Raw genomic sequence first — 11,115 nt, forward strand, 5'->3', positions numbered from 1 at the left:
CTCGTCACTTCTTCGGGGTGCCGACGAGCCCGATGGACTCGACGTGCTTCAGCGACGCGGCCGTGTAGCCCGACCCGACGACGTCGCCGCGGTACAGGTACCGCTCTCCGCCGTCCTTGAGGGCGAGGACGACCGCCGCGCCGAGGACGACGCGCTGCGGCGTCTCCGGGTCGTTCGCGGGCTCCTGCGCGGCCTTCTCGGCCTCGATGCGCTCGGCTTCGGCCTTCTCAGCGGCGGCCTTCTGCTCCGCGGTCTGTGCCGCGGCCATCAGAGACCGGTCCCGGTGATCTTGAGGCCGGCGCGCGCCTCGAGGACGACCGGCACGGCCACGCGGCGGGCGCGCAGACGGTACTGGTCGGTCTCGTCCTCGCGGATCGACTTCGTCTCGACACCGAAGGTGCCGGACGAGGCGTAGCCGGGGGAGTTCAGGTTCTCGTCGGCCATGCCGCCCAGCTGCTCGCGGTCGAGCAGGAGCGGGTCGGTGCCGATGATGTGGGGCGACGTGACCCACGTGAATCCGAGGAGGTTGACCGGAAGGGCGCCGTTGACGATCGGGTTGCCGTTCTCGCGGGGGAGGACGTTCGCCGACACGAACAGCGACATGACCTTCGCGTACTGCGCGCCCGAGAGCGCGACGGTGTCGAGGTCCAGGCCGAGGGCGAGGTCGTCGCGGTTGGCCTTCGCGGCGAGCAGCGCGCCGACGACGTTGCCGACCGACGTCCACGCGGACGACGCGTAGGTGTCGGTGATCTTCGACGCGATGACGGCCATCGCGATGCCGTCGATCTGACGGATGACGCCGTTCGAGAGCTTGGTCAGCGCCCGGTCGACCGGGTTCTGGCCGAGCCGCGAGATGGCCTCGTCGGTGACGACGGAGTCCAGACCCCACTTGGTCGTCTTCGCGGCCGCGAGCTCACCGCGGGTGAGTACCGTGATCGGGTACTCGCCACCCGGCTCGATCGCCTCAGGAGCGTCGGCGGGGAAGATCTCCTCGCCGGTCTCGTAGAAGATCCCGCCCGCGGTCGCCTGGAAGCGTCCGGCGAGCAGGAAGTCCGCGATGAACCGCTGCGAGGACAGGTCCGCGACCCGCTTCGCGATGACTCGCGGGTTGTTGAGGAGCAGGTGGATCTGCTCCGCGCTGAGTGCTCCCGTGGGGCGGGGCACCGGGTAGGTGTACGACGCCATGTCGTCCTCTCCTTCTAGATGAACAGGACGTCGATGACGTCGTTGTCGTTGGTGGCGGGCTCGAGGGCGAGCCCGATGGGGTTGGTGGTCGCGCCGACGGTCTGGATCTTCCCTGCGGCGGCCGAGGAGACCTTGGCGCCGGCGGCGATCGCGCCGTTCGCGGTGAGACGCTGCACGCCGCCCGCGCGGGTGAAGACGGTGACCTTCTCGCCGGCCTTCGTGTCGGTGGCGGCGACGCCCACGACAGCGGCCGAGTCGGCGGCGGCGGGACCGACGCTGCGGGGGCCGGTGACGGCCACGAGACGGCCGCCGATGACGTCCGCCGTGACGGCGAAGGTCACCGCCTGGCCGGGCTTGAACTGCGGCTGGTAGTCGCCCATGGTCAGGACTCCTTCGTGTCGGTGGTGGAAGCCCAGCCCGCGTCGGCCATGAGCTTGTCGTCGGCCGAGGGGATGCCGTCGGCGTGGCCGACCTCGGTGACCGGGATGACAGTGTTCTTCGGGAGGAGCTCGATGAGGGCGGTGGTGCCCTCCTCGTTCTTCTCCAGCTGCTCACGCCAGGTGGTCGCGTTCGCGGGCGCGATACGTCCCTCGCTGAGGGCGGCGGTCAGGACGCGCTCGCGCCGCTCGGCGGCCTGGTTGGCGAGGGCCTGGACGCCGGCGGCGGCGTTGGCCTGCAGCTGCTCGAGCTGCGCGGAGTCGATGAGGGTCGTCCCGGTCGGGATGGCCGGGGCGGAGTTGCTGGGTCCGGCGAGCTTCTCGTCGACGAGAGCGAGGAGCTGCTCGTCGGTGAGGGCGGCGTCGGTCGCGCCGAGCCGCTCGCGGAGGCCAGCCTTGAGGGTGTCGCTCACGGGGAGCTCCTTCCGGTTGGTGTCTCCCGGCTCGGTGGAGCTCGGGAGGTCGAGGGACGCGAGCGACGGAATTGCCGCTCGCGCCTTGGCCGAGAACCGCGAGCGGTCCACGGGGTTCGTGGTGGGCGCGTCGACCCACTCGTCGGCGAGACCGGCGGCGACGGCCTCTTCGGCCGTGTACCAGGTCTCTGCCTGCATCGCGGCTCGCCAGGTGGCGCGGTCGCCGCCGGCACGGCCGACGTAGACGTCGGCGATCGAGTCCGACAGCTTGTGCAGGATCGAGGCGACCTCGTCCATGAGCTCGGCGTTCCCGTAGGCGCCGCCTGACGCGTCGTGAATCATGAGCTGCGATCCGCGGCTCATGACCACGCGGTCACCGGCCATGGCGATCACCGACGCGGCCGAGGCTGCCAGCCCGTCGACGTGGACGGTCACCTGCGCCTTGTGCCGGCGGATCGCGTTCATGATCGCGATGCCGTCCCACGCGGCTCCACCAGGGGAGTTGATGTAGACGTGCAGCTCGTCGACGTCGAGAGCCGCGAGTTCCGTCGCCATGCTCTGCGCCGAGATCCCGCCGCCCCAGAAGGACTCGCCGATCTCGTCGTAGATGAACACGTCGGCGGCGGATCCCTGCTTCTCCTCGACCGCGTTGCGCGGGTCGATGCGGAACCAGGGCCGCGCGTGCGCGGGTCCGGTCATGACTCCTCCTTGGGGGTCGTCGTCGCGCCGCTGAAGAAGGCGGCGACCTGGTCCTGCACGGGCGTGCGAGGAGCGGGGAGAGGACGGGGCTCGTCGCCCTTGACTGGCAGGCGGTACTTCTGCCGCATGAACGCCTCGAGGTCCTCGTCGGGCTCGATCGCGCCCGAGTCGAGGAGCAGCTTGAGCGCCTCGGCGGTCGCGGGCGCCTCGGAGCCGATCTTCTTGAAGACGATCCGCGGCGCGGGCTCGGTCTCGCCGAAGTTCAGGTCGACGAGGTCCTCTACGACGTGCTGTTGCGTCACGTCGGCGATGTGCTGAGCGACCGCGTTGAGGGAGTCGGTGAAGAAGTTCGCGAACGTCGATCCGAGCGCCCAGGATCCTGTCTGCGTCCCGAGGTTCAGGAAGTGAGCCAGGACCGCGCGGGCGATCTGCTCGTCGTGGTACCGGATGGGGTCGTCGGTGTCGGGCAGGGTGCCGGTGACGCCCTTGAACTCGAACGTCGCCCCGTTGGGGATAGAGGCTCCTGCTGCCTCGCCGGCGCGCGCGGCCTTCGCCATCGCCAGGCCCGCGTCCTTCTCGGACTCGCGGTAGCTGATGATCTGGTCGACGTCGGCACCTTGAGGGGCGTCGGCGCCGGTGTAGACCGGCACGCCGAGGCCATTGCGCTCGGCCGTCAGCGCCTGGACCCGCAGGATCCGGTCCTTGAGGAGCCAGTTCTTGTACGCCGTCCGCAGGATCGAGCGTCCGAGCCAGTTCCCGCCCTCGCGATCGTTCACGTAGGCGACGAGACGATCGACAGGGATCTTCACCGGCTCCTTGCCGGTCCGCCCGTACTGGGTGATCGACACCAGGCCGCCGTCTTCAGCGACTTCGATGCTTTCGATGGTCCGCGGCGGGCGCCACGCGAGCTTCGCGAGGCGCGCCTGGCCGTTCTCGAGCTTGTAGACCTGCTCGAAGAAGCTGTGCCCGAAGGGGAGCTCGAGCAGTGCGAGCCGCAGGTGCTCACCCCACGAGAAGCGCCCCTTCGTCCGCAACGGCGCGGCCGGCGGTCGGCCCATGACGGGCAGGTTGAAGTCCGCGGCGATCTGATCGACGACCTCGGGGCGGGCGCCGGCAGGGTCCACCATCCACTCGGCCGACATGATCGGGAACATGACCGCTCGGAGCACCGAGCCGACCTGCGCGTCCTCGGTGCGCATCCGGTCCTGGACCTCGATGCTCTTCGGCCACTGCCAGTCCGGGTTCGTCTCGTGCTGCTCGTCACCGAGCATGGTCCAGGTGGCGAGGGCGCCCTTCTGGTAGCCGATTTCGGCCATGTGAGCCCCTTCCTAGAATCTGGCGGTCGCCAGGTTGACCTCGGCGCGCTCGGAGGCGTCGCGAGTGACGAGCTCGGCTTTCGGCGGTGGCGGAGCGATGGCCTTCGGTGCCGGTGGCGTGAGCGCCTCGAGGGCGTACAGCGCGGCAGTCATCGCGCACAGGCCGGCGATGTCGACGGGCAGCGACTTCCGCCGCGACCAGGCCTCGTTCTCGCCGTAGTCGGTGACCACGCCGCCCTCGACCGCGATGTCGATCTCGGGCTGCTCGACGACGACGACGTCGCGGTCGCGGACGTGGTCGCGGAAGCGACCGGTCGCAAGCGCGAACTGGCCGCCCTCGAGCGCGTGCACGGTCAGCCCCGCCTTCTGGAGGCCGTCGATGAACTCGACCGCGGGGACGCCCTTGCCCTGCAGCGCGACCTCGCGGTGGCCGGAGGCCTTGGCGAGCTCGGCGAGGTAGTCGACGACGCCAGCCCACCCGGGCAGCTTCGTCCGTGCGGTGACGAACGGGCGCCCGCTGCTGGTGGTGACGGCGGCCGCGATCCAGGTCGACTCGCGGTTGTGGCCCATGTCCAGGCCCCACACGGTGCGGGCCCCGGCGGGGATGGTCGCGAAGACCGTGGCGCGGTCATGGTGGAGGGCCTTGAAGTCCTTCGGGTCGATGAAGCTGTCGACGTTCGCGGTCACCCACTGGCACAGGACCTCGGTCCGGAAGCCTGCGTCGGTCATCCCGCGGATGTCGGCGAGGACCGCCGGCACGGTGAGCGGCCCGTGACCGATCGACGGGTTCGCCTGGAGGATCCCGTCGACGTCGTCCTTCGGACAGCCATCGGGCGCCGACCACTCGAAGAGGCCGAGCGACACGTCGCGCGTGTTCGCGTACTCCTCAGCGGAGACGAGGCCGGCGCCGACGTACTCGTCCCAGTCGTCGATGTCGCTGATCCCGGCCTCGCGCTGCTTGATCAGCACGACCGCGCCAGCGTCACCCGCGTTCGAGAAGCCGAAGAGCATGCCGTTGAAGAACGACTTCGACGTCTGCGACACCGCGTTCCACGCAGCCCAGTCACGCTGCTCGCGCATCTCGTCCATGAGGACGCGCGCCGCGGGCTTCCCACGAGCGTTCTTCGCGGCGCGGATCTCGTAGTGCGCTCGGGAGCGCGCGACGATCGCCTCCTTGCCGTTCGTGTCGACGACCTTCGCCGTCGCGTCCTGGAGCGCCTCGAGCGCGAGCTCGGCCTCCTCCTCGGTCTCCGGCTTCGGGTCGCACCAGACCTTCACCGCAGCCCACGGCTCACGGGCGATGTCGAGGTTCTGCGCGACACCGACCACCTTGAACTTCAGCGGCGGCGTCCGGTTCGGGTGCCGCGCGGAATCGACGAACAGCCACCAGGTGGCGAGCACCGACGCGAGCGTCGTCTTCCCCTGCTGACGCGCGACGAGCACGATGACCCGGCGGAACCGGTACGTGCCGTCCTCACGCAGCTCGAGCGCATGGATCAGGAGCCACTTCTGCCACGGGTACAGCTCGACACCGAGGACCGTCAGCGCGAACGCGATGACCTCGAAGCCGAGCGACGTCTCCGGCGTCAGCTCCCGAAGGGGCTTCGTCCACAGGCGCGGCTCCGTCCGGCCGAAGAGCTTCGTCGGCACGGGCACCTCCTCGTCACGCGGTGATGCCGCGCCCCTCCTTGAAGGCCGCGAGCGAGCTGACCTTCTTCGACGGCTCCGGAGCGATGACGGCCGGTTGCTGCGCCGGCGGCTCGGGCGCAGCCTTCTTCCGCCGCGGGCTCGTGTCGTAGAGCTGGTTCGCGAGCTTCAAGTACTGCCGGTACTCGGCCCGCGGCCGCTGGCCGCCGCCGGCGTCGAGCTCGTCGGCGAGCGCGCGCAGCATCTCGACGACGGGCGCCGCCTCCGGCACCTGGACGAGACCGGTCGCTCGGAGGTACCGCGTGAGCGCGGCCCGGTGGAGCCGCGGCGGTGAGGCGTTCGACGTCGCCATGAGCGTCACCCCCCTGTGCAAAATCGCGATCGGGATCCCGGGGAGGGAGGACCACCCCCCGCGGGAGTGGTCCGCCCCCCAGCGAGAGGCTGGATTTTCTGACGGATTCGGCCGGGCGCCGGCCGAGAGGGGCCGATCGGTCACCACCAGTCGGGCATGGGTGCGCCGAGCCCCGGTGTGGGGGCGCGCTTGCCGCGGCTGGTGTTGCAGTGGAAGTGCGCGTGCCGGAAGTTGTTCGGGTCTCGGCGCAGCTCGGGGTAGTCGTGCCAGGACTTCGCGTGGTCGAGGTTGTGGGAGTCGTCGGTGGTCGACGGCTTGGCCTCGTAGTCGATGGGTGTGTGGCAGAGCCAGCAATCGGCGGCGGGGTCGCCGGCGGCCGCGAGCTGCTTGCCCTCGGTGAAGAAGGCGTCTCGGAGGCGGTGGTCCTCTCGAGTGTTCTCGCGCGGCATTGACCCTTGCCCTCTCTGCTTAGGGAGTGAAACGCTTCTGCCTTGTCCAGAAGTCGCCTTCCCAAGGCGCTAAGTCAATCAACTCCTGCGCTCGGCCGACGGCACCATGAAGAGTCGCCGCGTCGATGGGGACAGAAGCATCGGTGCCTCTCTCGTCAGCCACGGATATCCGGTCGTCAAGGTAGGTGATACCCACCATTGGCGACTGCATCGGCTCAGTACCTTCGCCGAAGCTAATAAGCTCATTGCCTAGAAAATCCGTTCGGGTTGGTCGCCCATGGCGTCCTTCTCGAAATCGCCGCTGTTCGAAGTGGTGCAAGGTGTTCCGAACTGCGTTGAGGTCCGGCAAGGCCGCGTCCCACTTATCGATGATTGCTTGCGCAGGCTCGATCCAGCGCGCAACTCGTTTCGCCATCTTCCGATGGTCGTCGAGCGAAAAGACGAATGCCTTGGCGTACATAGTTTTGGCCGCCGACCAATACTCCGCATTGAATCTACCTGCAGCGATGAGCTGAGCAGTTTTGTTGCTTTCTTGCTCCGCTAGCCACCAAAGAAAAGGGGGCCAGCGCAGAAAATCTCGATCCTGCGTGGGCGCCATGAAGTGCTTCGCCTCTTCTGGCCGTTCGTCTTTGAATCTGATCAGATCAGCGCGTGACCGCTCATCCCGCTCTCGTTGCTGCTGGCCCCAATCCCGAGCAAAGGGGGTGATCGAGGCGCCAGACTGCTGACGCCTCGTGAAGCTAGTGGCCTCTGCCGCGCGGGTGAAGCCATCCAGGGCGATCGACGTCTCTAGGAGGCTGTCCTCGATGGCGTCGAACGCCAATTCGAGATTGTGCGCTTCGGCATGGCTGCGGGCGATTGAGGTGCTGGGATAGACGAGACGCACTGCTTGCATGGGCTGACCGTATCGGGTGATGCGGGCGCCGTGCCGTGTGTCGACGGCTGTCGGCGCCCGCCCTGGTGACCCGTGCTGCCCGAACCCGGAGGGTCAGTACCGGGCCGGGGCCGGAAGGGTGCGACCCCGGGAACGACGAAACCCACCGGGCCGCTGTGCGGTGGTGGGTTTCGTCGTGATCATTACTCTGGCGGGCCTCACACCGTGCCTGTCAAATCTTCGGGGCAAATCGGCTCGATTTCTGGTTGAGGATCGACCGGCGCAGCCATGCGGTGAGCTCGGCTTCGTCGATCTCGACGTGCTGGTCGCTGATGCGGCGGTGGGGCATGCCGTGGCGCATCCACCTCTGGATTGTCCAGCGGGAGCGGCGCACTCGGCGTGCTGCTCCGCGGACCGAGTACACCTCCTCGGTCATGCGGCGGCGGCCGCCGGCGGCTGGTGGCAGGTGCAGGTGCAGTCGGTGGGCTCGTCGGCGTCGTAGTCCCATGCGTCGCTGTTGCACGCGGGGTGCTTCCCGACGACGCACTCCGGGTTGAGGGGTCTAGGCACGGTCAGTCTCCGGTCCGATGCAGTCGGGGCACCAGCAGGGACCCTCGTCGAGCGCCCCGGTGCTCGCGAAGCGGGCGGCCTCGTCGTGCCACTCCTGCCAGCTGGTGGCGAGCTCCTCGACCTCGTCGGGAACGGTGGCGGGTTCGAGTGTTCGCGGGTCGCCGGCGGCGATGTGGAAGCCGATGACGGCGGCGGCCGCGGCGGCGATCGCGGCGAGGGTGAGCAGGGTGGCCTTCATGCGGGGGCTTCTTCGGTGAGGACGTTGTCGGTCTCGACGTCGGTGGCGGGGGTCCACTGGCAGTAGTCGCAGCGGATGGTCTCGACGTCGTCGACCGTGCGGGTGATGACGAGGCGTCGCTCGTCACAGACGGGGCAGGAGACGGTGCGGGGTCGGACGGGCGGCGGGTCGATGGGGAAGCGGCCGCGGATGATCCGGATCATCTCGGCGAGCTCGTCGTACCAGACGACGATCGTGTCGAGGGCGGCGATCTTCGGGCCGTGGCCGAGCTCGAAGCGGATGAGCTCGGACAGGAGGACGTCGGCCTTGCCGAGGTCGGTGTCGCGGGGGAAGCCGGGGACGTCCTCGTCGCGGCGCCACCGGTCGAAGAGGAACGCGGGCGGGGCGACGTGCAGCTCGCGGGCGTGGTTCTTGACGACGTCGGCGAGCTGCCCGAAGAAGATGTCGGTCGCTTCGACGGCCTGCTCGTTGAACGGGAGCCGCCAGGTGCGGGACGAGTCGACGCGGTCGGACTGGGCGAGGGAGGAGCCGAGCCCCGGAGTGCGGAGAGTGAACGCGTAGAGGACGAGTTCGTGGCCGTAGCGGAGCCAGTACCGGATCCGGGAGTAGCAGGGGCCGCAGAGGTGACCGTAGCGGGCGGCGGCGGGGTAGCAGCCTCGGCAGACATCGGTGCCGGGGCAGTCGTCGGCGTGGATGTCGCGGGCGGCGTGGAGGCGGGCGCAGGGGGTGATGGTAGGCGCGGCGTCGAGGAGGGCGAGCTGCTGCAGGGTGGTCATGGTGGGGTCCTTCCTCAGAACGGGGGCGTGCTGCTGGGTGGGGTGTCGAGCTCGTCGATGGAGACGTCGCCGATGTCGGCGAGGGTGGTGGGGTAGCGGGCGCCGCACTGGTGGGCGGGGAGGATCGCGATCGCGTAGGGGGTGTGTCGGCGGAGGGTGATCGCCCAGCGGCGGGAGAGCCGGTAGGTGCCGACGATTGTCTTCTCGAGGAGGTAGGTGGGCCGGTCGAGGATGGTGCAGGCGACCTCGTCGAGTGGGGTGATGGGGGTGGGGTCGACGCGGGCGGGGCCGAGGAAGACGCCGTCGATGTCGTCCCAGTCGTAGATGAAGACGGGCTCGGAGCAGCGGGGGCACTGGTCGGGGCGGGGCTCTTCGGGGCCGCGTCTCATGGCCGGCTCCGGGGGTTGCAGTGACCGATATCGGTGCTGGTGACGTTGAGGCTCCCTGCGCGAGTAACAGGAGTTCCCTTAGTTCCATCAAAGAGCTGCGTCATGCTGAAATATCGGTCACTATCGGTCACTGAGGGGTTGAAAGGCCTGGTTGTCTGCGATTTCGGGCAGTGACCGATCGGGAATTGGTCGGTCACTTTCGGTCACTTTCGGTCACTGGGTGGGCGGGGTGGCAGTGACGGATCGAGTGACCGTCCAGTGACCGATCGGCGAGGGTCAGAATCCGGTCCACGGCGAGCCCTCCTTCTGCTGCTCGGCGTCGCTCTCGTCGCTGTAGAGGGTGACGTTGGTGTAGAAGCGGCGGCCGTTGGAGCGGGCCTCGCCGACGGCGAACTCCTGCCGGAGGCGCCGGCCGAACGCCTGGCCGACGAGCTCGTCCTCGTGCTCGGAGCGGCACCACTTCGAGTACTCGCGGCGCAGCTCGGCGGTGTCGACGCGGACGTACTCGCCGCCGCCGATGCGGCACCGGTCTTCCATGAACCGGGCGAGGTGGTCCTCTTCGGCGGCGTAGGAGGCGGTCGCCTCGCGGACGGCCGCGGGGGAGCCGAGGCCCTCGCGGACGGCGTCGGCGTAGCCGCGGACAATCCACGCAAGGATCCCGGGGCCTTCGTCGCGGGCGAGGATCGACTGCAGGTCGTCGACCTTCTCCTCGTCGGTGATCTGGTGCTCGAAGGGAATGAGGCGCAGGCGCCGCCAGAACGAGAACCCGCCGGACGCGACCGCGGGCTGGTGGTTGCCCATGAGCCAGAGGGTGTGGGTGGGCTCGAAGGTGAAGAAGTCCTGCCGCATGAACCGGGCCTTGATGCGGTCGCCGCCGGTGAGGGCCTTCATCTTCGCTTCGTCGAAGCGGGTGTTCTCGTTGACCTCGGACGCGACGACGAGGCGGCGGCCTTGGAGGTCGGCGAGCTCGGTCTCGTGCTTGTCGCGGCCGGCGAGGAGGAACCCTTGGGGGGCGGAGGTGGCGTAGTCGCCGAGGACGCGCATGAGCGTCTCGAGGAACACGGTCTTCCCGTTCTGGCCGCCGCCGTGGAGGAACGGGAGGACGTGGTGGGCGGTGTCGCCGTGCGCGGTGATCCCGGCGAGGCGCTGCATGAACTGGATGAGGGGCCGGTCGGACTGGAAGGTGACGTCGAGGAACCGGTCCCACTGGGGGGTGGGGAGGTCGAAGTCGACGGTGACGGCGGTCTGGCGGGTGTGCATGAGGGTGGGGTGGGGTTGGAGGATCGCGCCGGTCGCGAGGTCGATGACGCCGTTGGGGGTGTTGAGCTGGCCGTTCTGGGTGTCGAAGGTGTCGGCGGTGGTGCGGATCTCGTTGAGGCCGCGGAGGATGCGGACGCTGTTGGTGAGGGCGCGGGCGGCGAAGGACTTCTTCTTGTGCTGGTGGAGGGCGGGGGCGTCTTCGGGGAGCGCGCGAACGGTGTCGAGGGCGGCGGCCATGGCGGGGGCGTCGTCGGGGGCCATGACCCAGCGGGTCCCTTCCCAGGCGGCCCACTTGCCGGTGTCGGTGACGTAGCGGAGGCGGCGGGCGTGGCGCTGCATGGTGAGGTAGGCGTTCCCGGTGTCGGTGAGCGCTTCGGTGCCGGAGGAGATCGTGGAGGGCTGGAGCGCGGCGGTCCCGTCGGTCTGCGGTGCGGCCGGCGCGCTGCCGCTGTTGCTGGTGGCGGGGGTGGGTGCGCGCTGCCCGTCGATCTCGTCGGTCCACCACTTCAC

The 11,115-nt window shown here is 69.1% G+C and carries 15 protein-coding genes; all 15 read right to left on the reverse strand.

The window, feature by feature from the left end:
• Positions 1 to 4 precede the first annotated feature (4 nt).
• Positions 5 to 268, reverse strand: coding sequence for a hypothetical protein (locus C5B92_RS07085; RefSeq protein ID WP_104350224.1), 264 nt, complete (start codon positions 266 to 268; stop codon positions 5 to 7).
• On the reverse strand, positions 268 to 1,185 hold the full coding sequence (locus tag C5B92_RS07090; RefSeq protein ID WP_104350225.1) for a hypothetical protein: 918 nt from the start codon (positions 1,183 to 1,185) through the stop codon (positions 268 to 270). Before C5B92_RS07090 ends, C5B92_RS07085 begins: the two co-directional genes overlap by 1 nt.
• Positions 1,186 to 1,199: 14 nt before the next feature.
• Positions 1,200 to 1,565 (reverse strand): DUF2190 family protein, encoded by a 366-nt coding sequence (locus C5B92_RS07095; RefSeq protein ID WP_104350226.1) that lies wholly within the window; start codon positions 1,563 to 1,565, stop codon positions 1,200 to 1,202.
• 2 nt (positions 1,566 to 1,567) lie between these two features.
• Positions 1,568 to 2,734, reverse strand: coding sequence for a head maturation protease, ClpP-related (locus C5B92_RS07100; RefSeq protein WP_104350227.1), 1,167 nt, complete (start codon positions 2,732 to 2,734; stop codon positions 1,568 to 1,570).
• Positions 2,731 to 4,050, reverse strand: coding sequence for a DUF935 family protein (locus tag C5B92_RS07105; protein ID WP_104350228.1), 1,320 nt, complete (start codon positions 4,048 to 4,050; stop codon positions 2,731 to 2,733). The genes C5B92_RS07100 and C5B92_RS07105 overlap by 4 nt, the downstream gene beginning before the upstream one ends.
• Before the next feature lie 12 nt (positions 4,051 to 4,062).
• Entirely contained in the window at positions 4,063 to 5,700 is a 1,638-nt protein-coding gene (locus C5B92_RS07110) for a terminase (protein ID WP_181028762.1), read from the reverse strand.
• Positions 5,701 to 5,713: 13 nt separating this feature from the next.
• Positions 5,714 to 6,049, reverse strand: coding sequence for a hypothetical protein (locus C5B92_RS07115; protein ID WP_146079278.1), 336 nt, complete (start codon positions 6,047 to 6,049; stop codon positions 5,714 to 5,716).
• 140 nt (positions 6,050 to 6,189) lie between these two features.
• Positions 6,190 to 6,498 (reverse strand): HNH endonuclease, encoded by a 309-nt coding sequence (locus C5B92_RS07120; protein WP_104350230.1) that lies wholly within the window; start codon positions 6,496 to 6,498, stop codon positions 6,190 to 6,192.
• Between the two features lie 19 nt (positions 6,499 to 6,517).
• Positions 6,518 to 7,393: a hypothetical protein gene (locus tag C5B92_RS16895; RefSeq protein ID WP_146079279.1), complete on the reverse strand. Its 876-nt coding sequence runs from the start codon at positions 7,391 to 7,393 to the stop codon at positions 6,518 to 6,520.
• 211 nt (positions 7,394 to 7,604) lie between these two features.
• The gene (locus C5B92_RS17640; RefSeq protein ID WP_258061297.1) at positions 7,605 to 7,733 is read right to left on the reverse strand and encodes a hypothetical protein; all 129 of its coding nucleotides are present in this window, start codon (positions 7,731 to 7,733) and stop codon (positions 7,605 to 7,607) included.
• Positions 7,734 to 7,804: 71 nt separating this feature from the next.
• Complete coding sequence (locus C5B92_RS17260; protein WP_181028763.1) at positions 7,805 to 7,942, reverse strand: hypothetical protein; 138 nt, start codon at positions 7,940 to 7,942, stop codon at positions 7,805 to 7,807.
• The gene (locus tag C5B92_RS07125; RefSeq protein WP_104350231.1) at positions 7,935 to 8,180 is read right to left on the reverse strand and encodes a hypothetical protein; all 246 of its coding nucleotides are present in this window, start codon (positions 8,178 to 8,180) and stop codon (positions 7,935 to 7,937) included. Before C5B92_RS07125 ends, C5B92_RS17260 begins: the two co-directional genes overlap by 8 nt.
• The gene (locus C5B92_RS07130) at positions 8,177 to 8,956 is read right to left on the reverse strand and encodes a hypothetical protein (RefSeq protein WP_104350232.1); all 780 of its coding nucleotides are present in this window, start codon (positions 8,954 to 8,956) and stop codon (positions 8,177 to 8,179) included. The genes C5B92_RS07125 and C5B92_RS07130 overlap by 4 nt, the downstream gene beginning before the upstream one ends.
• A 14-nt stretch (positions 8,957 to 8,970) precedes the next feature.
• Positions 8,971 to 9,345: a hypothetical protein gene (locus C5B92_RS07135; protein ID WP_104350233.1), complete on the reverse strand. Its 375-nt coding sequence runs from the start codon at positions 9,343 to 9,345 to the stop codon at positions 8,971 to 8,973.
• Between the two features lie 276 nt (positions 9,346 to 9,621).
• Positions 9,622 to 11,115 (reverse strand): phage/plasmid primase, P4 family (locus C5B92_RS07140; RefSeq protein WP_258061298.1); only part of this gene is annotated, 1,494 nt, incomplete at its 5' end.

Origin of the sequence: Rathayibacter sp. AY1A4 (assembly GCF_002930955.1) — a bacterium.
GTDB lineage: Bacteria > Actinomycetota > Actinomycetes > Actinomycetales > Microbacteriaceae > Rathayibacter.

What these genes read in the sequence shown, in the direction of transcription:
- C5B92_RS17640 (WP_258061297.1), bottom strand. Translation starts at nt 7,733, where the DNA reads ATGCGCCACGGCATGCCCCACCGCCGCATCAGCGACCAGCACGTCGAG.
- C5B92_RS07125 (WP_104350231.1), bottom strand. Translation starts at nt 8,180, where the DNA reads ATGAAGGCCACCCTGCTCACCCTCGCCGCGATCGCCGCCGCGGCCGCC.
- C5B92_RS07120 (WP_104350230.1), bottom strand. Translation starts at nt 6,498, where the DNA reads ATGCCGCGCGAGAACACTCGAGAGGACCACCGCCTCCGAGACGCCTTC.
- C5B92_RS07115 (WP_146079278.1), bottom strand. Translation starts at nt 6,049, where the DNA reads ATGGCGACGTCGAACGCCTCACCGCCGCGGCTCCACCGGGCCGCGCTC.
- C5B92_RS07085 (WP_104350224.1), bottom strand. Translation starts at nt 268, where the DNA reads ATGGCCGCGGCACAGACCGCGGAGCAGAAGGCCGCCGCTGAGAAGGCC.
- C5B92_RS07090 (WP_104350225.1), bottom strand. Translation starts at nt 1,185, where the DNA reads ATGGCGTCGTACACCTACCCGGTGCCCCGCCCCACGGGAGCACTCAGC.
- C5B92_RS07100 (WP_104350227.1), bottom strand. Translation starts at nt 2,734, where the DNA reads ATGACCGGACCCGCGCACGCGCGGCCCTGGTTCCGCATCGACCCGCGC.
- C5B92_RS16895 (WP_146079279.1), bottom strand. Translation starts at nt 7,393, where the DNA reads ATGCAAGCAGTGCGTCTCGTCTATCCCAGCACCTCAATCGCCCGCAGC.
- C5B92_RS07135 (WP_104350233.1), bottom strand. Translation starts at nt 9,345, where the DNA reads ATGAGACGCGGCCCCGAAGAGCCCCGCCCCGACCAGTGCCCCCGCTGC.
- C5B92_RS07095 (WP_104350226.1), bottom strand. Translation starts at nt 1,565, where the DNA reads ATGGGCGACTACCAGCCGCAGTTCAAGCCCGGCCAGGCGGTGACCTTC.
- C5B92_RS07130 (WP_104350232.1), bottom strand. Translation starts at nt 8,956, where the DNA reads ATGACCACCCTGCAGCAGCTCGCCCTCCTCGACGCCGCGCCTACCATC.
- C5B92_RS07105 (WP_104350228.1), bottom strand. Translation starts at nt 4,050, where the DNA reads ATGGCCGAAATCGGCTACCAGAAGGGCGCCCTCGCCACCTGGACCATG.